This window comes from Streptomyces sp. NPDC038707 (assembly GCF_040636485.1).
Lineage (GTDB): Bacteria > Actinomycetota > Actinomycetes > Streptomycetales > Streptomycetaceae > Streptomyces.
The window spans coordinates 462,816-485,289 of record NZ_JBEZUP010000002.1 but is presented as its reverse complement, the minus strand read 5'-3'; the positions used below and the strand labels follow the sequence as shown (position 1 = coordinate 485,289).

Here is a 22,474-nt window from a genome sequence, read left to right as displayed (position 1 = left end):
AAGGAACGCCCATGGCGACCCCCCTGTCCGCCTCCGCCTTCCACGCCGCCCTGCGCGCCGAGGGCGTGACGACCGCCGAGCACGGCGCCTGGACCACCCACAACCGCGACACCGCCGGCCCCTGGGGACCGGCGGCGGGCGTCATGCTGCACCACACGGCCGGCGCGAGCAGCGTCGACGTCTGCCGCTCGGGCCGCCCCGACCTGCCGGGCCCCCTGTGCATCGCGGTCATCGCCAAGGACGGCACGGTCCACCTGGTCGGCTACGGCCGCACCAACCACGCGGGCCGCGGCTCGCTGGCCGTCTACGGCGCCGTGCGCAACGGCACGTCGCTCCCCGCCCGGCCGGGCCCGGACGCGGTCGACGGCAACGCCCACTTCTACGGGTTCGAGATCGAGAACCGGGGGGACGGGCGCGATCCCTACCCCGAGGCCCAGTTGACGGCCGTGGAGAAGGTCGCGGCGGCGATCTGCCGGGCGCACGGCTGGAGCGCGGACCGGGTGATCGGCCACAAGGAGTGGACGACCCGCAAGATCGACCCCAGTTTCCCGATGCCGGCCATGCGCGACCGGATCGCGAAGCGGCTCGGCGCCACGACGGACCCCGGTACGTACCAGCCGTTCCCCGGCCCGGCGTTCTTCACCGCCGGCCGCCGCAGCCCGGTGATCACCGCGATGGGCCGGCGCCTGGTGGCGGAGGGCTGTGGCCGCTACGCGCAGGGTCCCGGGCCGGAATGGACGGAGGCGGACCGCCGCTCGTACGCGGCCTGGCAGCACAAGCTCGGCTACACCGGCGCGGACGCGGACGGCATCCCGGGCCGCGAGAGCTGGACGAGGCTGCGCGTGCCGCGCGGGTGAGCCGCCGTGACCGCGCCCGCGACACCGACGAGAACGGGATCAGGTGAGATGACGCACTCGACCCGCCGGACCGCCCGGACCGCACACGGGGCCCTGCCGGTACCGGCCGTGCGGGACGCCCGCCCGGACCGGCTGCGCGAGGGGGAGTCGCCGTGACGATCCCGCCGGCGGAAGGGGTCGCCCTGGAACTGGAACGCCTGCGCCGCTCGGTGGATGTCGGCTTCGCCACCACCCGCGGCGATCTGGCGCTCCACCTCCAGCGCGCCGACCAGACCGACAAGACCCTCGGTGACCACGAGGAACGCCTCGACGCCCTGGAGCGCACCCGCTGGCCCCTGCCGTCACTGGCCGCGGTCACCTCGTGCACGGCCCTGGCGGTGACGCTGTGGGAGGCGATCGGCAGATGACCGGACGGGAGGCGCGTCACTGGGAACACGGTGGAGCCGGCGGGTCTCCTGACGCCGGCCGGCTCAGCGCCCGGAAACCCGGGCGGATCCCCCAGGGACCCCGGAAACCGTGCCTGACGGTCCCTTAGGGGATGTCACAGGTCGGCCGCAAAGCCGGGCGAAGGCCACAGGCCCCGTCACGCGGGCCGGCCGGACCAGGTACGTTCGATGACGTGGCTGGATTCAGGATCGGACGCGGGGGCCGGGACGACCGTACCCCCCAAGGACAACAGGCGCCCCAGGGACCTTCGTACGGGCACGGGCACGGCCCCGCACAGCCCGGCGGACCGGCGTACGGCCAGCCGCCGTACGGCCGCCCGGGCCCCTCGCATCCCGCGGGCCCCTCGTACGGCTACCCGTCGGCGCCACAGCCGCCGTACCCGCACCAGGGACAGCCGGGACAGCCCTACGGCTATCCGGGCGCCGGTGCCGACGACGGCCCGGAGTACTTCGGCGACGGCGGCCACCCGGGCGGCGGGCACGGCGGGCACGACCCCTACGCGGCGAACCAGCCGGGCCACACCCAGGCGTTCTCGGTCGACGAGGCCGCGAGCTACACCCAGGGGGCGACCTACCACGCCGGCTCGGCCCCCGCGCCGGCCGCCCCGATCGGCCCGCCCCTGCACTGGAAGGACCTGCTGAAGGGGATCGTGCTCTCCCCGAACGAGACCTTCCTGCGGATGCGGGACTACACGATGTGGATCCCCGCCCTCATCGTGACCTTCCTCTACGGACTGCTCGCCGTCTTCGGCTTCGACGGCGCCCGCCAGGACGCGATCAGCGCGACGCTGTCCAACGCGGTGCCGATCGTGCTGGTGACGGCGGTCGTGATGGTGCTGGGCCTGTTCGTCCTGGGCGCGGTCACCCACACCCTGGCCCGCCAGCTCGGCGGCAACGGCGCCTGGCAGCCCACGGTGGGCCTGTCCATGCTGATCACGGCCCTCACCGACGCGCCCCGGCTGATCGTCGCCATGTTCTTCGGCGGCGACGCCGGCTTCGTCCAGATCCTCGGCTGGGCCACCTGGCTCGGCGCCGGCGCCCTGCTGACCCTGATGGTCTCCCGCTCCCACGACCTGCCCTGGCCGAGGGCGCTGGGGGCGTCGGCGATCCAGCTGATCGCGCTGCTGTCGATCGTGAAGCTCGGTACGTTCTGAGCCTGCGCGCATGCGAAAGGGCCCCCGGCGACCGGGGGCCCTTTCGCGTGCGTACCGGAACCGGGACCGGGCTCAGGCGTCGAGAACCTGCCCGGCCCGCTTCACCACGGGCGGCTCGACACTCCAGGGGAAGTTGATCCAGTCGTCGGTCCGCTTCCACACGTACTCGCACTTCACGAGGGAGTGGGACTTCTCGTAGACCACCGCGGAGCGCACCTCGGCGACGGTGTCCAGGCAGAAGTCGCGGACGAGCTTGAGCGTCTTGCCGGTGTCGGCCACGTCGTCGGTGATCAGCACCTTCTTGTCGGAGAAGTCGATCACGTTCGGGACGGGGGCGAGCATGACCGGCATCTCGAGCGTGGTGCCCACACCGGTGTAGAACTCGACGTTCACCAGATGGATGTTCTTGCAGTCCAGGGCGTAGGCGAGGCCGCCGGCGACGAAGACACCGCCGCGGGCGATGCTCAGCACGATGTCGGGCTCGTACCCGTCGTCGGCGATGGTCTGCGCCAGCTCCCGGATGGCGACCCCGAAGAGGTCGTAGGTCAGGTTCTCCCGCACGTCTGCGCTGCTCATGCTGTAGTGGCCCTCACACCTGGGTCCGATGGAAATTGAGGAAGGACCGCGAGGCGGTCGGCCCGCGCTGCCCCTGGTACCGGGAGCCGTAGCGCTCACTGCCGTACGGGGACTCGGCGGGCGAGGTCAGCCGGAACATGCACAGCTGCCCGATCTTCATGCCCGGCCACAGCTTGATGGGAAGCGTGGCGAGGTTCGACAGCTCGAGGGTGACGTGCCCGCTGAAGCCGGGGTCGATGAACCCGGCGGTGGAGTGCGTGACCAGCCCGAGCCGCCCGAGCGAACTCTTGCCCTCCAGACGGGAGGCCAGATCGTCGGGCAGCGTGATGACCTCGTAGGTGGAGGCGAGCACGAACTCCCCGGGGTGCAGGATGAACGGCTCGTCCCCGTCCGGCTCCACCAGCCGCGTCAGGTCCGCCTGCTCGACGGAGGGGTCGATGTGCGGGTAGCGGTGGTTCTCGAACACCCGGAAGTACCGGTCCAGCCGCACGTCGATGCTCGACGGCTGCACCATGGATTCGTCATAGGGATCGATCCGTACCCGCCCGGCGTCGATCTCGGCCCGGATGTCCTTGTCTGAGAGAAGCACGTAGCGAGGATACGCAAGGCGCGGGGAACCATCGCAATCACGACGGCACCGCGCGCTCCCCGTCACGCTCCGGCTACGGCCGGTGCTTCCCCGGCTCCCGCCTACCGCTTCTCCAAGACGACAGGCACCGCGCTCCGCAGCCGGGCGCACCGCGGACACCGCACGAGCCGGCCGGGGCCGAGGCGGCCGGCCTGCTGCATCGGGAACGAAGCGGTGCTGAAGACGTGCCCGTCCGCGCAGCGGACGACGGTGCGTTCCATCAAGTCCCTCAAGTCCCTTCCCCAAGAGCCGCGTCCGGCGTTCTGCCCGGACGCCAAAAGCCACATTACGGGATCAAAGAGACAACTCTCCAGGCGGCACTCCGGCCCCCACGGTACGCCCCAACTCACGCCACCCGCACCCGGATCCCACCCGCACCGGAACACCCCGGCCCCGCGATGATGTAGAGTGAGCGAGCGTCCGGACAAGGGATTCCCCGAACCCCATGTCCGTACATAAGCGGGTGTAGTTTAATGGTAGAACATCAGCTTCCCAAGCTGAGAGCGCGAGTTCGATTCTCGTCACCCGCTCTGTAATGAAGGCCCAGGTCAGAGACCTGGGCCTTGTTGTTGTGCGGCGTGATAGGTGGCTCATGCCACAGGCGTGCCAGCTCCGCACCACGAGGGACCCGCAGGGTGACCTCCACCAGTGGCGAAGGTCACCGACCGGCCGACGACCGAGTACGAAGCCGCGGCTCCAGGAGGTCGAGGGCCTCCTCCCAGTGGAAGCTGTCGGCGCCGCCGCCTGTCTTGGGCCGATGGGGCTCGTAGGAGCCGATCAGGACGCCCATCTCCCGGAGCTGGTCCAGGCTTCGCCGGTAGGCGGGGTGAGCCGCTTGGGCGGCGTTCAGGTAGGGAAGGAGAGTCGTGGGAACGCCCATGCCGTATGCCTCGCAGAGGATTCCCAGGGCGAGAGTGTCGGATATACCGGCCGCCCATTTGTTGATTGTGTTGAAGCTGGCCGGGGCGACGGCGATGGCATCCGCCGGCGGGAGCGGACGGGGATCACCGGGTGCGCGCCAAGCGGACCGGATCGGATAGCCCGTCTGCTTCTCGATCGCCGCGGTGTCGAGGAATCCCAGGCCTTGGGGGGTGGCGACGACGCCCACGTCCCAGCGTCGCTCCTGCGCGGCTGTGATCAGCCTGTCGACGTCGGCGGCGACGCCGCACGCGCAGACGACGACGTACAGGAAGGGCCTCTTGTCCGAAGCGCTCGGCTCGTTCACGCGATGACTCCCAGGCGGCGGCTGAATCGGTGCAGGTCCGGCAGGGTATGGCGGCGATCGCGGGCGGCCATGCCGGCGACCAGCTCACGCACGGCAGGACGGCGGACGTCCTGGGCGGCGCAGGTCTCGGCGATGCGCAGGGCCTGATACCCGTCGGCGAGCCGCCCCTGCTGACTGTAGGCGCGGGCCGTGTCGATCCACAGGGAGGCCCGGCGTTCGGGGACAGGAAGGGGACGGCGCATGAGCGGGCGGGCCGTCCGCAGGGCGCGGTCGGCGTCGCCGAAGGCCACCAAGGCGCTGACCTCGTGCAGGGCGACGTTGGTGGGGCTGAAACTGGCCCAGGCATCCGGCCGGTCGAGCGCGACGTAGCACGCCACTTCCTTCGCCTCCGTGAGCAGTTCCCGCGCCGCGCCACGGTCCCCGCCGCTGCCGGCCGAGGTGACACCACGCAGTAACAGCAGTCCGAGGGCCGCGAGGTACTGCGGAGACCGGCGGTCGTAGGACCCGGTGAGCCGCTCGGCTGTGTGCCGGACCAGGCCGACAGCCTGAGTCGGGTGCTGCGCGCGCGCCAGGACGTGGGCCTGCACGCGGACGCTCGACGCCAGGATCACAGGGTCGCCGCAACGCTCGGCCTCGGTCATGGCCCGGCCGACTGCGAGCCAGGCGTTGCCCTGGTCGTTCTGCTTGAGCAGCAGACTGGTCAGGGTCTGATACGCGGTGGCCAGCAACCCCGAGAGGTCGGTGCTGCCCGCCGTACCGTCGGACGCCTGCCGCAGGTCCGCGATCAGACCCGGCAGCGCTTGCTCCAGCCCCGCGTAGTCACAGAGGTGGAAGAGCCTGCGCGCTGCGCCGACGCGCAGACGAAGGCAGTTCGCATCCAGCGACGCACCGGTGCCCTCCGGGCTGGTTCCCGGCAACAACGCCTGCACGAGGCCGAGGCGCGCGTCAGAGGAGTCGCAGGCGGAAGATTCACTGCCGAAAGGACCGGGGGATGCGGTGAGCGCTGCGGTACTCACGGCCATGCTCGCGGCGATGAAGGTGCGGCGCTGCATATCTTCTGCTCCCGGGTCGGCAGTGGCAGTAGAGGCTTCACGAGCGCCGGCGAGACCCACCTCCCGTGCTGGGATGCGGAGTTCGGCCGCGACCGCACGAAGCACTCCCATGTTGTCCGTGCCACGCCCGCTTTCCAGTCGGCTCACCTTGGACTGGTGGTATCCCAACGAGGCAGCGACATCCTTCTGCGAGCGGCCCTGTAGCACCCGAGCACGGCGGATCACTTCGCCGATCCGTCTCGACTCACTGTGCGCTGCGGCCATCCGTCACGGCCCCTTCCGCCGTTGCCCCCGCCTGCTCAACGAGCGTAGGTCAGCCGTGCCTCGCCGAGATGCAGAACCTGCATATCCCATGCAGCGCCCGCATTGGGGCAGGCCGCTGGTCGCGCCGGACTGCTTGCCTGGAACGGCCGCACACGTTCATGAAGGGCCGCCGTTGATGGAAACGCACAAGTTCGCCCTGCCGGTACCCGCCAGCCCTATCGCCGTCACCGATGCGCGGCACCGAGCGGTGCGCGCGATAGGGCGCTGGAGTGGAGTGTGGGATGCCGAGGTGCCGCAGCGGGCCGAACTCGTCCTCAGCGAACTGCTCACCAACGCCGTACGGCACGCCGGCTCCAGTCACATCCTCCTGACCCTCCACCCCCTGGTGGACGTATTGAGAATCGAGGTCCATGACACCAGCGCATCCCTGCCGCAGGCCGTTCTCCCGGACACGTACAGCGAGAACGGCAGAGGCATGCTCCTCGTCTCCGCACTCGCCGACCGCTACGGGACCGAGCGGAACCACAGGGGCAAATGCTGTTGGACCGAGATCGACCTGTCCCCCGCACCCGGCCGGCGGCTCAGCACCGCCTTCTCCCAAGACTCCTGCGGTGACCGACCCCTGCTGCCGCAACGCCACCACGGACAGCGCCCACTTGGTGGCGACGACCAATCCACACCGAGCCATACGTCCGAAGCGCCTCCCCACCGAGCGACGACTTCACAAGTGGCGGCCGACATCCACCCGGGAGACTCCCGATGCTGGTGACGGCACCGAGGCGGGGCTTCTGGTGCGAGTGCTGGACACAGAGCCTGACCGAGAAGGGCCCGCCGGCACTGGTGGCATCCTTCGACGCGTATTCCGCTCCGCAGGCGGACCGGTGGGTAGCGGTCGCCCTTAAGACGATCTCCCCGGCCCTGGACTCGGACGCCTCCACCGCAGCATGGGAGTGGATGTACGACGGCCGGATCGACACCCGGCGAGCCCTGCTGCGAGCCGAACCCTGCACGGTGTCACTGACCCACGCCAGCACACGCATCACCTGGACTATCCGCCCCGTACTCTTCCTGCCCCTCGCACACCGCCAGGACGCCGAACCCCCGACCTGCGCATACGACTTCACGCCCCGCCCGAAAGCGTGATTCGAACTTTCTCTACTGGTTCAAGGCGGCTCGCTCCGCTCGCCGCGCGCGGCCCGGCCCCCGGCCGGGCCTGCGCTCCTGTCTCCGCCCCGCTCCAGCCCGGCCGGCGCCCGTGCCGCGCGCACAGCAGTCAGCCGCCTGACGTGAGAGAAGGGGTACGTCGTGGCTGGGGCGGTCGGCTCCGCGGCTTTAGGCAGCCACTTTGGCGCGAGCCTCGAAGATCATGGCCCCAACGTCGTGCTTTAGCGGGCAGGTCCACAGACTGCCCGACGCGCCGGAAGCTTACGGGGCCATGATCACTCGCGCCAAAGCAGCTCCAGCCCAAAGCCGCTCCGCCGACCTAGCAGCGCGGCCAACAGCAAACAACGGACAGACTCAGCGAACTGCAGATAACGACTAGGTCACGATTTAGTAATTACACCTCGCCGTTGGAGCACCCGCTACTACGCTCTGTTATGGCATACACAAACTCGCAGGTCAGACGCCCGCAAGAGTCCGATTGGGCGTCCCGCCGAAGTAGCGTGAGTGCGTCTTCCGGAGACCCTCAAGAGAGGCTCCCGTGAGGACCACGATCTCGATTTCCTCGCGCTCTTTGAGGTCCCGCTCAAGCTGGAACCTAGCGCGCAAGGCGGCACGAGCCTCGGAGGCCGGGAACTCTTGCCGGACATCTGTCTCACCAGTGTGACGGTTGTAGACCAGCAGGAAGTGCCTCAGTGCCCTCATTTAGCCGACCTCCCCCTGATGCCCTCGATCTCTTGCAGGATCTTCCGTAGCCTACCCAGGTTGGGATCCAGGTGAGCTAGCGTAGCTTCCCTCTCGCCACCGGAGACGATGCTCGCGGCAACTTCAGTCTCCACCTCGTACAGGGTAGCCGAGAACCCTTCCATGCTGGAGATGACGTCTGTCACCGCCTGCCCACCGTACTCCGGAGGCTCCCCGTACCTGATGCCTCGACCAAAGATGTCAGCGACCCGCTCAAAGATGTTCGCCCATAGGTCTTGCCCGACCGTACGGATCTGAATCTCTACGAACCTACCGCCGATAGAGACGATCACATGGACGGCCCTGTAACCGACCATGGGATCTTCTCGGCGGTCTTTCACAGAGCACTTGTACCCTTGCCTCTCGAAACACTCGACCACCATGCCCGTGAGTTGATCTTGCTCCGTTAGGGTGAGTCGACCCGAGACGCGGATGCCAGCGATGTCCTGTATTCGAGCAAGGTTCGTGCTCGACCCGCGAGCCTTCGCTCGCTGCAGCTTCTGAATTAGGGTGTCCGTCGTCTTGAGCCGGTGCGTCACCCCCACTGGCCACTCCACGATGTCGCACAGCTCATCGATCACGCCACGAGCAGCCGTGAGTAGCTCGCTGTAGTCGATGAGGAGATCTTCAAGGAGGGTGAGGTCCTCTTCTGATACCGCGCCAGGAAGCTCAAGCCGCTTACCGAGCTTCTGTACAGCCGAGTTGGACATGGGCATCGCACCAAGATAGATGAACGGTAACGACTACCGTCCCGACTCAGCTAGCGCGTTGCCTCCATCCCCACCTCGGGCCGTCTCGGGGCCGTCCGAGGCCGCTCAGTGTCGACCGGTGACGACAGTCGTAGCTCGCGACAGCCGCAGGTCACTAAAGTCGATTTGCGACACTGGTACCACCATGCCCAAGCCTGGAGAACAAGCGTCGTGAGCCGTTGATGCTTGTATCCGCACGTTCACCGCTCCGGGTCAACCTGCGATGGGCAGCGGCTCGTGGCGATGCCAGATCAGGTACCGGTCCTCGCGGCGCAGCTCCGCGGAACCCCACTCAATGCGCATGACACCCTCCTCCATGGAGCAGGCGTAGGCGACAAGAACGAGCCGCACGTCTTCGGGAAGCAGCTCCAGGTCTGGATGTACCTCGGAGTCATCGAGTTCTCCCCAGTCCAGGTCGAATGCCTGCTGCCTGGGAGGCGGGCCATGGCGGCGGATCAGGTCTGCTCGAAAGCCTGTAGCCCGACGGAGACGTGCAGCCGTGACGGGCACGTTCTTCTTCGCGTAGCGCAGGGGGTAGATCAGGTTGCTGCGGACGAGCATCATCGTGCGTCCTTGCAAGCGCACAGTTTCCCCAAGCCCGGAGATGCCGGCGGCCAGTTCCTCGTATTGCACTGCGTAGAGGCCATGTCCGTAGGCTTCGAGCGTTTGAGTGTGGACGCCCTCGTGCCCGGTCCGGGCACGATCATGAGCCCGGAGAAGGCAAGCCGGGATGATGTCCGCCAGTTCACCGGCTATGTCCCCGAAGGTCTCACGTGCCCATTGACTGGCTGACCCCACGTCGTACCGCCCTCCCCTGGTGGTCCTGCAGCACAACACCGAGCAGCATCCCTAAACCGTGCTACGCCCAGGCGAATCACACAAGGTGGCAACCAGCGCACAAAGGGAGCGCACGCCACCTGAACAGGGGTTCACCGCACTTACCGCTCGCGTGCTAAAGCAGCGGACGGTCTCCCGGCTCTGCCGCTCGCAGTGACGGCAATCCTGACGGCAACGACGGCGAACGGCAGCGGCACTCGGCAACCCGGAACAGTGGCATCAACGTGTCACCGGGCCGCCCCCTCAGGGCTTGCCCGCATCTTCTCGGCACTTGGCCAACGAGTGCGGGACCACAATCGAACGAGCGCACGCGTGCCAGTTGTGTGCCAGATCGTGCGGGGAACCGCGGGAAACACGGGGAAATCAGGCGACCGCCCACCAAGCGTCGACACCGCTCTGCCGCAGGTAGGCGGTGCTCTCGCAATCAGAAAACCCAAGCTTCCCAAGCTGAGAGCGCGAGTTCGATTCTCGTCACCCACTCCAAAAAAAACCCCAGGTCAGCGGCCTGGGGTTTGCTTGTTGTCTAGTGCAATTCGGGGATGGCGCGCCCTCTGCGTGCCCTGAGTCGAGGATAGGGGGCAGGGGAAGGGGCGACGAGGGTCGCCTGGGCGGTGACGGCGGCCGGGGAGCCGACGTCTCAGGAGCGGACGGCGCGGACGGCGACAACGGCGCGGCCGGCGCGAACGGCGGCGATGGAGCTGTGGTCATCACCTGCTGACAAACCTTCCTGGGCTACCGGGGCGAGTCTCGCCTATGCCGGTACAGCGCGCTCCGGGAGCAGACAGCGCGTATCTCAGGCTGACTCTCCGGACCACCCCCATGCCAGGTGCCGGCGGCCGCCGAGGAGGGTTCCCAGGGGCCCTAGGAACGGACCTGGAGCAATGGCACGGTCAGCTCAGCGCTGGTCAGGGCCCCGTGAAGGCCGACCATCGCGCTGGCGCCCGGCTCCGATTCGGTTGCGACCACTGCCACGTCGCCGTGGGCCACGGCGACGACGTCTCCGATGCGGGGCAGGACGCGGTCGTCGACCCGGGGCCCGAACCAGCCGGCTTCGACGGCCTCGTCGCGGGTGGCCACCCACATGCGGTCCCCCAGCGACTCCCGCCAGGCGGCGTGGACATCGGCGGCCGCCCCCGGCGAGGTGTAGACATGGCGGGCGCGGGCCTCGCCGCCGAGCAGGGCCACACCGCCGCGCAGCGCCGGATCGTGGTCGTAGTCGACGCGCCGGTCCGGTGCCACGTCGACCATCCCGTGGTCGGAGGTGACGTAGAGGGCCGAGCGGGGTGGGAGTCTGTTGGCCAGGCGCTGGGCGAGGCGGTCGACGCGGATGAGCTGGTCGCGCCAGGTGTCGGAGTCGACACCGTCCTGGTGGCCGGCCGCGTCCAGGTCGCTCAGATAGGTGTAGACCAGGGTCTGACCGGCGGCGCCCAGTTCCCGGGCGGCGCGGTCCATGCGCTCGTCGGCGTCGTCGGCGGCGACGAAGCGGCCTCCCGAGACGGCGATCAGGGTGAGTGCGGTGGTCGCGAAACGGCTCGGCAGGACCTGTGCGGTGTGCACACCGCGGGCGTGCAACATGCCGAAGACCGTCGGATGGGGCTGCCAGCGCACGGGGTCGGTCCACGGTTCCCAGCGCAGTTGGTTCATCAGGACGTCTCGCCCCGGGACCGCCACCGTGTACCCCGCGAGTCCGTGGCGGCCGGCGGGCAGGCCGGTTCCGAACGACGCCAGCGAGGTGGCCGTGGTGGAGGGGAACCCGGCGGTCAGCACGCGGGCTCCGTCCCTCCCGGCGTCGTCCCCGTCACCGAGGAGTCCGGCGAGGAACGGCGCGTACGCGGCGTGGTCCCGCAGCTGCTCGGCACCGAGGCCGTCGACGAGGAGGACGCAGACGCGCTCGGCGGGGTCGAGGCGGAGTTCCGTGGCCGGGATGGCGGTGCGACCCTTACCCGCCGTCAGGCGGAATCCCGCCGCGATGGCGGGCAGCAGATCGCTGAGGGAACGGACGCCGTAGGCGGGAACAGGGGCTTCGGAAAGGTCGAGTGGGGAGGGACGCATGGGCGGGCCGCTTCGATCGGTGGGGCTGGGCAGAACGGCTGCGGAAGGTGTCCTCAGCCGAGCAGGGGGAGGATGTCGCGCAGGTCCTCGGTGTCGATCACATGGTCGGCGGCGGCCCGGGCATCGGCCGTCGCGTTGAGGGCGATCGAGGTGCCCGCCGCGCGGAAGAGCGGGACGTCGGAACGCGAGTCTCCGACGACCGCGATCTCGTGCAGGCCGACACCGTGCGCATGGCACCACTCCTCGACGAAGGCGAGCTTGCCGTCCTCGTCGATGTGGTGGGCGACCCGGCCGGAGAGCACACCGCCGTCCAGGTCCATCCCGGCCCCCGACACGGCGGCGAACCAGGACCGGTACTCCAACTGCTCGGCGGCGAACTGCCAGGCGAGGGTGGCCAGCAGGAGCGTGGAACCGGCGTCGGCGAGCGCCGTCAGGGTCTCCTTAATGCCCGCGATCCACGGTGCCCCGCGCAGGTGGCGGCGGATCTCCTCCGGGGTGGCGCCCGAGAAGAGGGCGGCCTCACGGCTCGCGAACTCGATGTTGTCGATCTCGTAGGAGCTGTAGAGACGTTCGAGTTCCTCGACGGCGGGCCGGTGCCCCATCGCGTCGGCCAGGACCAGCGAGGTGGTCGTGCGGCGCAGCAGGGTGCCGTCGAGGTCGAAGGCGACCACGGGGAAGCGGGGGCTGGTCACGGGCGTGCTCCTGGACGGGAGGGGCGGAAGACGGGGCAGTGGTTCAGGACCAGCCGGTGCGGCGGGCGAGCCACGCACGGCACAGTGTGCCGTAACGCGCCTCGTGCAGACGGATGTTCGCCGACCACGAGGGCGCGGGCTGGGCTCCGCTGTAGGTGTAGAACCCGGCGAGCGCGCAGAGGAAGGCGTCGATGGCCGCCGGGTCGGCGCGCCGTGTCAGGGGGTGCTCCGACGCGATGGCCTCGGGGTCTCCGCCCGCCGCCGCGACCGCCGGCAGGAGATAGACCAGTTCGACCCAGTCGGCACCCACGCAGGCCCAGGCCCAGTCCACGGCGAGAACCGTGCCGTCGCGTGTGAGGAGCATGTTGTCGTGGCGGAGATCGGCGTGCAGAAGCGTGTCGCCGGCAGTGGCCTCGATCCACCGGCTCTCCAGCTCGGCGAGCCGGTCCAGGTTTCGCGCCGCCCAGGGCGTGAGGCCGGCCGCCGCCGCGCCGTCGCCCCGGAGTGTGCGCCAGCCCTGGAACAACGGGCCGAGCGGGGTGGTGACAGGTGCGGCCCAGGGCAACGGGTTGGGTGTGAGTATGGAGGTCATGCGCTCCACGCAGGACAGGGCGGCTGCCAGGTCACCGGGGCGGGAGAAGTCGGGATGCCGGCCGTCGACGTCCTCGTAGACGAGCACGATCCATTCGCCGGTCTCCAGGCTGAAGCGGAGCCGGGAGGCGGGCACGTCCGGCGGCAGGGCACCGGCGATGCGGGCCTCGGTGCGGTAGTCACCGGCCAGCTCGTGGTCCGTCGCCAGCGCCTTGACGAAGGCCCGGTTCCCGTCCTGGAGTTCCACGCGTGCCGCGACGCCGTCGGTGAAGCCGCCGTTCTGGCTCTCGGCGGTCCGCACCAAGGCGCCGAGGCGTTCCTCGACGCTCTCCCGTACGTGTGGGGGCAACTGATGCCACGCCGAGCGGCGTGCCGTGGCGGTGGGCAGGGCGCGGGTCACGGGGGTCGTTCTCCTCGTCGGGGCGGGGGCGGCGCGTGGGTGGGCCCGCCCCCGCGTCGGTCAGGACGCGGCCGCCGCCTCGGTGCCGAACGGGTCGCCGGCGGCGATCAGTTCGTGGACGCGGCGCAGGATGTCGGGACTGAGCGTCCGGTCGGCGGCCAGCGCGTTGTCCACGGCGTGCGAGGGGTTGCGCGTGCCGACGACCGCGCAGGTCACCTCGGGCTGTGCCAGCAGCCACATCAGCGCCTTCCGCGCGAGGGACACACCGTCCTCGGGGCCGGTGGCCGACCGCAACGCGTCCACGGCACGCAGGTGCCGGGGGAACGCGTCCGGGCCGAAGAACCGCGCGTAGTTCTCCACACAGAAGAAGTCGTCCGAGCCGACCTCGCCGCCACGCCAGTCGGTGAACTCCGTGTCCGGGCCGAGCGCTCCGGTGAGCAGTCCGTACGCCAGCGGGCCGTACGCCATCAGGCCCGTGCCGTACCGCGCGCAGAGCGGCCCGAACTCGGCGAGCTCCGTGCGGTACAGGACGGACGCCTGGATCTGAAGGTAGTCGAGTCCTCCGGTGGCGGCGCATGCCTCGACGTCGGCCAGGGGGAAGTTGGACAGCCCGATCGCGCCGACGAGCCCCTCCTCCTTGAGGGCGGTGAGGGTTCGCCAGGGCTGACGCACCGGGACCGTGTCGGCCGGCCAGTGGAGCAGGTACACGTCCACACGGTCCCGGCCGAGGCGGGTCAGGGATGCCTCCAGGGCCGCGCGCATGCCCTTGTCGCTGAAGTGGTCCTCCTGCTCGGGGGCCACCTTCGTGCAGACCTTGATGCCGGGGCGGCCGGCCAGTGCCTCGCCGACGATCCGCTCGGAGCCTCCCCCACCCCCGTAGACCTCGGCGGTGTCGATCCAGTTCACCCCCGTGTCGAAGGCGGCGTGGACGGACTCGATCACCCGGTCGGAGGACTCGTTGGGGCCCCAGGTGCCGCCTCCGCCCGCCTCCCAGGCGCCGAATCCAATGGCCGACAGGCCGGCCGGGTTCCTCGCCTCTGGTATCACTGCGTCTCCTCTTGTGCCGCTCGGGGCCGTGTCGTCGGGACCGGACTCGCCCGGACCGGAATGCGGTTCGGAATGCGGTTCGGAAGTTCGTCCGCCGTGTGGTTCGGGGCGGGGATTCCCCGCTCAGATCAGGACGGGTACCGGCTGTTCCGCGTGGATGTCCGACCAGATCCGAGCGCCCGAGTCGTCTTCGGCGGCGGAGGCGGCGATCACCCCTCGGCGGTAGACCTCCCGGTGGGCGTGGACGTGCTCGGCAAGCCGTCGCCGGGCATCCCCGAGGCCGTACGGATTGGTGGGCGCGGCGTCGAGAAGGCGGAACAGCAATCTGCCCCAGCCGTTGATCCGGCACTGCCGTTCGAGGCCGTGTTTCCCCCGGAACTTGTAGGCGACCGGGAAGCGGTAGAGCAGTTCAAGGGCGTGCAACTGCTCCAGCAGTTCGGCGAGCCGGTCCGCGGTGGGTGGTTCGGCGTCATGGGCGGTACGCAGCAGGGCGGCGACCGAGTGCTCGGAGGCCAGGTAGATGTTGCCTCCGTAGACTCCGCCCGCCCGGACCACCTCGTCCCACACCGCGAGGGTGCCCACCAGACGGAGCGGCTCGGCGAGCGGACCGTCCGACTCGGCGGAGGTCAGCAGCTCCTCGGGCTCGGGAGCCGGGCCCGGGGCCGTCGGCGGATGGAACCGCACTCCGACCGCGCCGCTGTAACAGGCGAGCGACGGCGGCGCGGCGGCGAGCTCCGGCGGCACGTCCACCGAGACCCCGGGAACGGCTCCCTGCCGGTTGAGCGCCGGCCAGGCGAGCAGACGCACGTGGGGCGGCAGGTCGCGCAGGGGTGTCGCGTCACGCGGGGGTGTCCAGGACATCGCTCACCGCTTTCCGTGAGGGGCGGTCACAGAGGGCTCGGGGGTGATGACGACACGCTGCCGTCCGACGGTCGTCCCCGGCCGCGGCCGCGGTCCGACGAGCCGTTCGCCGTGGTGCCCGCGGTGATGCCCGAAGTCACGCCCGGGCATGTGGTCCGGCGCGGGTACGGCCACGGCCTCGGCCCAGCGTCCCAGCCGCTCCATGAGCGCGTCGTCCCCGGCCGCGGAGGGCGAACAGATCATCCACACGTCCGCGGAGAACAAGGTCTCGGTCGCGACGAGGCCCCGGCTGCGCATGCTCGCGCCCGTCTCGACGCACTCGACGGCCACGTCCGCGAGGTCGGGAAGGTAGTGCTCGACCGATCCGCGCACGGTCCGGACGGCGAAGTCGTCGCCCCAGTTCCTGCGGCCGAAGTCACGGGCGATCCGCGGGTACTCGGAGACGATCCTCACCGGCCCCGTCGCTCCGGTCGCGTCTTGCCGCCCGGGAAGACGCAGAGCACAGATACGGACGTGATACCAGCACAGCGGAGCCACTCGAACGACATCGGCACCGCTGTCGACCAGCCACTCCTCCCCCGCGATTCCTACGTCGAGGAGCCCCTCGGCCACCAGGCCGGGGATGTCCGGCATCCGGAGGAAACGGTGGTGTGCCGGTCGCTCGTCCGGAAAGAGCTCGCCGTACGAGGCGACCGCGGCCTCGGACCGGGGCAGCAGGCGGCCTTTGGGAAGTCCCGTCCTCAGCACGGCAGGACCTCCCTCCGGTAGGGGCGGACACGCCCGTGGGTGCGCAGTTGCCTGGCCAGCTCGGCGGAGAATGCCTTGGCGAAGGCGTGAGCGGCGTCCGTGCGCGTGATGTTGGCCAGACAGAACGCCCATACAAGGACCTGCCCGAGTTCTTCCTCCACCCGTACGCTCGACTCGCCCCGCCGCATCGCCTGTGCCAGCTCGCCGAGCTCCTCCAAAGCCCAGGCAAGTGCCCGCTCCGGTTCCAGTCGCCCGTAGAGGTCGCGGCACCGCTCCTGCACACGCCGGAGGCCGTCCACGTCGGTACCGATCCGGTGGGCCCTCGTCCGGGCCAGGTCACCGCAGGACTGCGCCAGCGGCACCAGCGCCTCCTCCTCGGCCGTACGGACGCGGCAGCGCTGCTCGACGGTCAGTCCCGTGGTCTCGCCCCCCTCTGCGGCAAGCCTCTCGACGGCGTCGAGCCCGGCCCGCCGCAGCACCTCGATCCGTGCCGGCTCCTCCAGCTCTGCCAGGTCGCGGGACGTCCCGTCGGCCGCCACGGCGACGATGCCGACGAGCGGAAGCCAGCGGGGCTCGCCTCCGGCGGCCTCCCCGGTGTCGGCCATGGTGCCCCGCAGCACGACCGGACGTGCCCCGGGCAGGGCGTCACGGTCTGGTGCGGCCACCTCCAGAACGCGGGAGGCACCGGCCTCGCCCTCGGCCAGACGCCCCACGACACACACGTCGGCGTACTCGGCGGCGCGCAGGGCTATGAGCGCGGGGCTTTCCCAGGAGACTCCGGAATCGGGGCAGGGCTCAGGGCCGGATGCGCCGGCCTTCGCCGCGTAGGGCGAGTACGGCGCGGACGACGGGTCGCCGGTGGGTACGGGAACGGGTCCGGACCGCCCCGCTCTTCCTCGCGCGCCGGTTAATTCTCCAGGGTTCTGTCCACTCTCCGTGCACATGCTGCCTCCTGGCGCGTTCGGTGATCTCAGCTGATCCGCAGTGCGTCGCCGCCGTACACGATGCCGAGGGAGGGAATCGACACCGACTTCTCGCCGGCGACGACCTCGCCGGCGACGAACGCGTCGTACCCCGCGGTCCGTGCGATCTCCACCGTTCGGTCGGCGTCGTCGGCGGCCACGACGGCGACATAGCCGAAGCCCATGTTCAGCGTCGCGTACGCCTCCGCCGGCTCCATGTCGCTGCGGTCCGCGAGGTAGCCCAGCACTTCGGGCACGTCCGGCAGTACGTCGAGGACGTAACTCACCTCGGTCGCGGGGCGCAGCATCTTCAGGAGCCCGTGACCGGTGATCGGGTTGAGGAAGTGCGGCTCGACCGGGGAGTCCAGCAGCGCACGGACGAAGGCCGGGTACAGCACCGACGGGTCGAGCAGCGCCGCTCCCAGCGTACGGCCGCTGGGCAGGGGGGACAGCAGGCCGTCCGGGAGCCCGGCCGCGACGTGCCGGGCAAGGGAGGCGCCGTTCGTGTGCAGGCCCGAGCTCGTCAGCACCACGATCCGGTCGCCGGGGCGGACGTCGTCGCCGAACACAGGGCGACGTCCGGGCGGGACGACCGCCAGTGCGTTGCCGCCCAGTTCGATGCCCGCCCCGGTCAGGAGCCCCGGCAGTGCCGGCGACTCCCCTCCGCCCCAGACGGCCCCGGATGCCTCGCAGGCCCGCTGCCAGCCGGACAGCAGCTCCAGCGACTTGCGCTCGTCGTTGTACCAGGCGGCGTCTCCCGTGGCGAAGTAGGCGGTGACCACCAGGGGTTTCGCTCCGACGGATACGACGTCGTTGACGATGGAGGCCACGGCGTCCACCGCGAGATCGGCGAACCGGCTCTCCCCGGTCAGCTCGAGGTACTGCTCGGCGATGACGGACTTGGTACCGAGCCCCTCCGTCACCGTCGCGAGCGTCAGCCCGCCCACCTCCAGGACGTACGCCGTCGACCCTCGCGACCCGGCGAACTCCTTCGCCCCCACCGCTCCCAGCAAGCCCGCTGTGGCGGCGGCCCGCTCCACCGCTGCCCGTTTGACCCGGTCGAGCACCTGGTAGTCGACACCTGCCTTCTCGTACTCCGACATGGACGACAACCACCCATCTGGCTCGCGGGACCGATGCCCTCGTCTGCCCGCTCGGTAGGTCTCCCTCGCCCGTGGTCCGGAGGAGGCACGGAGCATAAAGATCACCGTGAGCGACTGAACACGGACTCACGGTAGACGATCGGAAGTCGATCACAAGGCGCGAACCGCACAACGGCCTGATGTGAACGGTGAGTCCGAAGAGGCGCTCTTGCCGCACCGGGGCGGCCTTGTCAGCGCCTCCTGTCCTGCCACCCCGTGGTCCAGGAAGACGGGCAGGTGTGCGCCGGTGCCGGCAAGGCACAAGAGGGCCGGAGAAGCGAGTCCGGTGAGGGAGGAGAGCAGCTTCGGCCACCAGGTCCTTGCCGCGGTGGGCGACGGCCCTTCCCTGCTCGTCGCGGCCCGGGAACACCAGCCGGACCTGGTCATCACCGGCGCCCGTTCCAGTCCGAGCAGCCCGGACTCGCGGTCCTCGCCCCCTGGAGTCCGAACTCCCGCCGGCAGCCCACGACAACCACCGTCGCGTCCTGGCGGTGCCGGCCTGTCTGCGAGCCTGCGCCCGCCTGCCGGGCACGGGCCCTGTGAGCCTTGCCGAGGCGGCACCCGCGCCACCTCTCCGCAGAAGAGACGGGCGCTGTCGACCGGCCTGGGCCGAGGCCGTGCCCCATCCGTGCCCTCGTCATCCGGCTCTGTACGTGATCGACCGGACACGTCCTGGCGCCTGCTGCCGCTGGAAGTCGGTCCCGCCGAGGTCCTCAGAGGCCGCCGACCTTGACGGGAAACTTGTGGATGACGGCGAGCACGTCGTCCGGGTTGTCCGGGTCGACCAGTTCGACGGGCTGCTCCAGCTTGTAGAGATCGCCACGGGGCGGGAACTGGGTCAGCTGTCCGACGAGGATCATCGGCTTCTTGGTGGTCAGAACCAGCGGTCCGCTGCCGTCCTCCCCTGGCTGGTCGATGGTCATCGTGAAGCTCAGGATGTTGCGGTGCTCGTACCTGGGCGGGTTCTGCTGGGTCAGGCGCAGGGTGGATTCGGCCTCAGCATCGACCTCGTTCTGTTCGATGGTGACAGTGCCTCCGCCGTCGTTCACCGTGTCCCCTCCCGGCAGTTCCGCGGACATGCGGTGTCCGACGATCCGCAGGCGGACGGAGTTGCCCGGGTCGTCGGGGTTGTGCTCGACGCGGTGCTTGATGCCACCCCGGAAGTCGACGCTGACGAGGGCGTCCCTGATCTTGAGCGGGGTATTGACGGCGAGGCCGGAGCAGGGAATCTCGGCGCCGACCGGCGGAAGTCCGGACATGTGCAACAGCCTTACGCGAGTGGGACGTTACTCGGACCATCCAATCGGGCGGTGCTCTCCCCTCTGGCTATTCACTCCGTCGTGGGCGCGTTCCCCTGCCGAACAGTGCGCCCACGAGAAGATCACGCGCAGGCCGCCCGCCTGCGCAAGGGGTCGCGCGGCGGACGGTCACCTGGCTTGGACGAAGATCGGTACAAGAAGCGCCACACCGTTGAACGGGCGATCAGCCGGCTCGATCACGCCAGAGCAGTGGCCACCCGCTCTGCCTGGCGCGGCCGCGTCTTCCTCGGAACCGCGACTGCCGCAGCCCTCAGCACACGGCTCCGTACATGAGCGGCCGGACACGTCCTGAGGCCGATCACGCGCCGGGCGCCTTCCGTTCCACTCCATGGGGTGAGTTTGGCCCTATTGCCCCGGCCTGTCTCGCTGTGGCCGCGATGGTCGTCCCATGAGTGAGACGCGAGTACTGCGCGATGGGGCACCGGCGGAGGTCCGGACGGACCACGTGCCCCGGTTGCCGGGGAAGGGCCGGGACATCCCGCGCTTCCGACTCCCCCGGACGCGACGCCCGCTCCCCTTCCTGGTCCTGTGGGCCCTCGCGGTCCTGCTCGCCCTGACCACGACCGCCGTCCCCGCCCAACGTGCCCACGCCGTCAACGGGAGCACCTCGCCGTGCGCGCTGCAGGGGCAGGGGACCACGGTCAACGAGGGCCAGAACACCGACTGCACCCAGTTCCTGGATCCCCTGGGGGTCAAGAACATCGGCGTGGTCTATGTGGACTTCCCCGACGTGGCCGGCGCCGGCAATGTCTCGGACTACTACAACCTCCTGGCTCCGGCCGCCGACTGGGTGTGGAACGCCTCGTACGGCAAGACCGGGCTGAGCATGCGGCCGATGGTGAACCGCTGGGTCCGGATACCGTCGGCCTCCAATGCCTACGGCACCTCCAGCCCCACGTACCAGCAGCACACCCGGTACGTGACCGACGCCCTCAGGGCAGCCGCCGACGCCGGCGCCGATCTGGCCAGGTACGACCTGTTCTACGTCGTCTCTGGGGGTACAAGGTGGCCGCCCACGAGACCGCCCACGTGTTCGGAGCTCCCGACCTGTACGCCTTCAGCGGTGATCAGCACCGGTACGTCGGCGGCTGGGACGTCATGGGCCACGTGGCCGGAGCCGCCCCGCAGTACTTCGGCTGGCTGTCCTGGAAGTTCGGCTGGACCGGGGACGACCAGGTGGTGTGCGTGTGGCAGAACAGGACGCAGAACACCGCCACCTTGAACGGTGTGGAGTACGTCGGCGGTACCAAGTTGCTGGCGGTCAAGACTGGCACCACCACCGCCTACGTCGCCGAGGCCCGCAGGAAGGCCCACAACGATTCCGGTGCCTGCTCCTCCGGCGTTGTCATCTACAAGGTCGACACCTCCGTCGCGAGCGGCCAGGGACCGGTCCGGGTGGTGCCCAACCCGAATGCCGCGGCGCCGCCGGCAGGCTGCGGCACGCTGGACATGGCCACCTGGCAGCCCGGCCAGACCTTCTACGACCGAGCCGCCGACGTCCAGTTCACCGTCCGGTCCGCCGACGCCCACAACAGCACGGTGAACGCCATCAAGTGGTGACCATCAGGCGTCTCCGGCGTCTCCCGCGTCGGCCGGCGGCCCGCACGTCGTGTGCGGTACGCCGGCCGGCGCGTCACCTCATCGGTCCGTCACCCGAGGATCGAGGACGAGTCGCAGCCGAGGCTGGCGCGGCTGGCCACGGCGAAGGAGATGCTTCCGTGGTTCTCCCAGAGGTTGTTGATGTTGGCGAACAGCCACCTCGTGGTCAGGCTGTGGTCGGCCGAGGAGAGGGTGGCCGTCCGGCCCTCCGTGCCCGGCCTGATCCGGAACCTCACCACGGTGTCACCCAGTTTGTGCGGGGGCGTCTCCTGGGCGCTCAGTGTCGTACCGGAGAAGGTGCCCGGCCCGGTCACCGATTCCACATTGGCCACCGCCATGACGGATGCCAGGTTGACCCGGTGGATGTGGTACTGCGATCCCACGGGGTTCCGCGTGGTGTCCGGACGCCACCTGAACGTGAACGTCGACCCCGGCGCGATCCGCCCGCCGAAGGGGTTCGGCCATGACGATTCGTTGATCACGCCCTCGCCCAGCCGCATGCCGAACGCGTTCCGCCAGTAGAAGCGCGGGTTGAGCCACGCGTTCCCCGGCTGGATGCACTCCGGGTCCCGGGCGGCCGTGACCTGCGCCGGCGCGGCCGGCTGTGCCTGCGCCGTGGCGGCGTTCGCGGGCAGTGACGAGGCCAGCAGCATCGCTGCTGCCAGCGCTCCGAGCCCCCACGCCCTGCGTTCTACCCGGCGCGGTCGCGGCGCCGACGAGGCAGCACCCCTGGTACGGCCCGGTAGACGGTTTCCTGCTCCCTGCATTCTCCAGCCTTTCTCTTCCGCGTACCCCGTCGGTGGCCCCGGGCCGAGCCGGCGGAGCCACCGACGGGCCGGTTCGTCGGGAGGGCTCAGTCCTCGTCGGGGTCGAGGACTCGGCCCTTGAGCTTGATCGGGTTGGCGGCGCCCACCTTGAGCTGGCCGTCGGTGTAGCGGCCCGGGGTCGCGCCGTCGACGGCGGTCACCTGGGCGCCGTAGCCGATGCACTCCTGGTTGGTGGACAGGTACGGGTTGTGGGTGAAGGTCAGGGTGCGGCCCCCGTCGCCAAGGGTGCCCTGGGTGGTTTCCAGGTTGCCCTTCGCCTGGAGGGTGTTGACGTCGTGGTAGGCCCAGGAGAGCCAGCCGGTGAACACGAAGCCGGTCGGCGCCTTCAGGGTGAAGGTGATGTCTCCGGGGTTGACCGGGTCGGGGACGGTGCTGAGGATGCCGAAGCTGAGGTGGGCGGGGACTCCGCCCGGGGCGTCCTCGACGATGCCCTGCTGGAGGATGTAGAGCTTGTTCTCGGAACCCGGCTGGACGGGGGCCTGGGTCTGCGTGGCCATGCGTATCCCTTCTGTGGATGGGTGCGTCCGCGTGAGCGGATCCGC

24 protein-coding genes, 1 tRNA gene and 1 pseudogene are annotated in these 22,474 nt (G+C 69.8%); 8 read left to right on the top strand and 18 right to left on the bottom strand.

Annotation, left to right across the window (positions count from 1 at the left end):
* Nucleotides 1-11: 11 nt before the first annotated feature.
* From AB0E62_RS04815 to AB0E62_RS04805, 3 genes are all read left to right on the top strand, one after another.
* Complete coding sequence (locus tag AB0E62_RS04815; RefSeq protein ID WP_362188025.1) at nt 12-857, top strand: peptidoglycan-binding protein; 846 nt, start codon at nt 12-14, stop codon at nt 855-857.
* Nucleotides 858-1,009: 152 nt separating this feature from the next.
* Entirely contained in the window at nt 1,010-1,264 is a 255-nt protein-coding gene (locus tag AB0E62_RS04810) for a hypothetical protein (RefSeq protein WP_362188022.1), read from the top strand.
* A 131-nt stretch (nt 1,265-1,395) separates the two neighbouring features.
* Nucleotides 1,396-2,457, top strand: coding sequence for a YIP1 family protein (locus AB0E62_RS04805; protein WP_362188019.1), 1,062 nt, complete (start codon nt 1,396-1,398; stop codon nt 2,455-2,457).
* A gap of 72 nt (nt 2,458-2,529) precedes the next feature.
* Here AB0E62_RS04805 and AB0E62_RS04800 read toward each other — a convergent pair whose 3' ends face one another.
* Both AB0E62_RS04800 and dcd read right to left on the bottom strand, forming a co-directional pair.
* The gene (locus tag AB0E62_RS04800) at nt 2,530-3,033 is read right to left on the bottom strand and encodes a phosphoribosyltransferase (RefSeq protein ID WP_362188016.1); all 504 of its coding nucleotides are present in this window, start codon (nt 3,031-3,033) and stop codon (nt 2,530-2,532) included.
* Nucleotides 3,034-3,046: 13 nt separating this feature from the next.
* On the bottom strand, nt 3,047-3,622 hold the full coding sequence (gene dcd, locus AB0E62_RS04795; RefSeq protein WP_030790799.1) for a dCTP deaminase: 576 nt from the start codon (nt 3,620-3,622) through the stop codon (nt 3,047-3,049).
* Between the two features lie 498 nt (nt 3,623-4,120).
* Between dcd and AB0E62_RS04790 the strand changes: the two genes are divergently transcribed.
* Nucleotides 4,121-4,191: transfer RNA gene (locus AB0E62_RS04790), tRNA-Gly, on the top strand.
* 128 nt (nt 4,192-4,319) lie between these two features.
* On the opposite strand, the gene AB0E62_RS04785 is transcribed toward AB0E62_RS04790, so the two are convergent.
* The gene (locus AB0E62_RS04785) at nt 4,320-4,886 is read right to left on the bottom strand and encodes a flavoprotein (RefSeq protein WP_362188013.1); all 567 of its coding nucleotides are present in this window, start codon (nt 4,884-4,886) and stop codon (nt 4,320-4,322) included.
* On the bottom strand, nt 4,883-6,202 hold the full coding sequence (locus AB0E62_RS04780; RefSeq protein ID WP_362188010.1) for a helix-turn-helix transcriptional regulator: 1,320 nt from the start codon (nt 6,200-6,202) through the stop codon (nt 4,883-4,885). Before AB0E62_RS04780 ends, AB0E62_RS04785 begins: the two co-directional genes overlap by 4 nt.
* A 175-nt stretch (nt 6,203-6,377) precedes the next feature.
* Here AB0E62_RS04780 and AB0E62_RS04775 point away from each other — a divergent pair, with 175 nt between their 5' ends.
* Nucleotides 6,378-6,971, top strand: a complete 594-nt coding sequence (locus AB0E62_RS04775; RefSeq protein WP_362188008.1) for an ATP-binding protein — start codon at nt 6,378-6,380, stop codon at nt 6,969-6,971.
* Nucleotides 6,962-7,345 carry a hypothetical protein gene (locus AB0E62_RS04770; protein WP_362188005.1) on the top strand — a complete coding sequence of 128 codons (384 nt, stop codon included), beginning with the start codon at nt 6,962-6,964 and terminating at the stop codon, nt 7,343-7,345. The genes AB0E62_RS04775 and AB0E62_RS04770 overlap by 10 nt, the downstream gene beginning before the upstream one ends.
* 477 nt (nt 7,346-7,822) lie before the next feature.
* On the opposite strand, the gene AB0E62_RS04765 is transcribed toward AB0E62_RS04770, so the two are convergent.
* The 12 genes from AB0E62_RS04765 to AB0E62_RS04710 form a co-directional block, all read right to left on the bottom strand.
* Nucleotides 7,823-8,068, bottom strand: a complete 246-nt coding sequence (locus tag AB0E62_RS04765; RefSeq protein WP_362188002.1) for a hypothetical protein — start codon at nt 8,066-8,068, stop codon at nt 7,823-7,825.
* Nucleotides 8,065-8,823, bottom strand: coding sequence for a hypothetical protein (locus AB0E62_RS04760; RefSeq protein WP_362188000.1), 759 nt, complete (start codon nt 8,821-8,823; stop codon nt 8,065-8,067). The genes AB0E62_RS04765 and AB0E62_RS04760 overlap by 4 nt, the downstream gene beginning before the upstream one ends.
* Before the next feature lie 246 nt (nt 8,824-9,069).
* Complete coding sequence (locus tag AB0E62_RS04755) at nt 9,070-9,654, bottom strand: hypothetical protein (protein WP_362187997.1); 585 nt, start codon at nt 9,652-9,654, stop codon at nt 9,070-9,072.
* A gap of 900 nt (nt 9,655-10,554) precedes the next feature.
* On the bottom strand, nt 10,555-11,745 hold the full coding sequence (locus AB0E62_RS04750; RefSeq protein WP_362187995.1) for a nucleotide pyrophosphatase/phosphodiesterase family protein: 1,191 nt from the start codon (nt 11,743-11,745) through the stop codon (nt 10,555-10,557).
* Nucleotides 11,746-11,798: 53 nt separating this feature from the next.
* On the bottom strand, nt 11,799-12,437 hold the full coding sequence (locus AB0E62_RS04745) for an HAD-IB family phosphatase (RefSeq protein ID WP_362187992.1): 639 nt from the start codon (nt 12,435-12,437) through the stop codon (nt 11,799-11,801).
* 43 nt (nt 12,438-12,480) lie between these two features.
* On the bottom strand, nt 12,481-13,428 hold the full coding sequence (locus AB0E62_RS04740; RefSeq protein WP_362187989.1) for a phosphotransferase: 948 nt from the start codon (nt 13,426-13,428) through the stop codon (nt 12,481-12,483).
* Nucleotides 13,429-13,488: 60 nt separating this feature from the next.
* Nucleotides 13,489-14,475 (bottom strand): aldo/keto reductase, encoded by a 987-nt coding sequence (locus AB0E62_RS04735; RefSeq protein WP_362187986.1) that lies wholly within the window; start codon nt 14,473-14,475, stop codon nt 13,489-13,491.
* Nucleotides 14,476-14,598: 123 nt separating this feature from the next.
* Nucleotides 14,599-15,336 (bottom strand): hypothetical protein, encoded by a 738-nt coding sequence (locus AB0E62_RS04730; RefSeq protein ID WP_362187983.1) that lies wholly within the window; start codon nt 15,334-15,336, stop codon nt 14,599-14,601.
* Nucleotides 15,337-15,339: 3 nt separating this feature from the next.
* Nucleotides 15,340-16,083, bottom strand: a complete 744-nt coding sequence (hisG, locus tag AB0E62_RS04725) for an ATP phosphoribosyltransferase (RefSeq protein WP_362187981.1) — start codon at nt 16,081-16,083, stop codon at nt 15,340-15,342.
* On the bottom strand, nt 16,077-17,027 hold the full coding sequence (locus AB0E62_RS04720; RefSeq protein WP_362187979.1) for a MazG nucleotide pyrophosphohydrolase domain-containing protein: 951 nt from the start codon (nt 17,025-17,027) through the stop codon (nt 16,077-16,079). Before AB0E62_RS04720 ends, hisG begins: the two co-directional genes overlap by 7 nt.
* Nucleotides 17,028-17,053: 26 nt before the next feature.
* Nucleotides 17,054-18,148, bottom strand: a complete 1,095-nt coding sequence (locus AB0E62_RS04715) for an AIR synthase-related protein (protein ID WP_362187978.1) — start codon at nt 18,146-18,148, stop codon at nt 17,054-17,056.
* 752 nt (nt 18,149-18,900) lie between these two features.
* On the bottom strand, nt 18,901-19,446 hold the full coding sequence (locus tag AB0E62_RS04710; RefSeq protein WP_362187975.1) for a hypothetical protein: 546 nt from the start codon (nt 19,444-19,446) through the stop codon (nt 18,901-18,903).
* Nucleotides 19,447-19,572: 126 nt separating this feature from the next.
* On the opposite strand from AB0E62_RS04710, the pseudogene AB0E62_RS04705 reads away from it, so the two are divergent.
* A pseudogene (locus AB0E62_RS04705) lies at nt 19,573-19,707 on the top strand (IS5/IS1182 family transposase); the annotation flags it as partial.
* An 804-nt stretch (nt 19,708-20,511) separates the two neighbouring features.
* Nucleotides 20,512-21,066: a hypothetical protein gene (locus AB0E62_RS04700; RefSeq protein ID WP_362187972.1), complete on the top strand. Its 555-nt coding sequence runs from the start codon at nt 20,512-20,514 to the stop codon at nt 21,064-21,066.
* An 89-nt stretch (nt 21,067-21,155) separates the two neighbouring features.
* Here AB0E62_RS04700 and AB0E62_RS04695 read toward each other — a convergent pair whose 3' ends face one another.
* Together AB0E62_RS04695 and AB0E62_RS04690 are read right to left on the bottom strand one after the other, a co-directional pair.
* Nucleotides 21,156-21,758, bottom strand: coding sequence for a hypothetical protein (locus AB0E62_RS04695; RefSeq protein WP_362187969.1), 603 nt, complete (start codon nt 21,756-21,758; stop codon nt 21,156-21,158).
* A 200-nt stretch (nt 21,759-21,958) separates the two neighbouring features.
* A complete protein-coding gene (locus tag AB0E62_RS04690) occupies nt 21,959-22,429 on the bottom strand; it encodes a hypothetical protein (protein WP_181794263.1) in 471 nt (156 codons plus the stop codon).
* Nucleotides 22,430-22,474 lie beyond the last annotated feature (45 nt).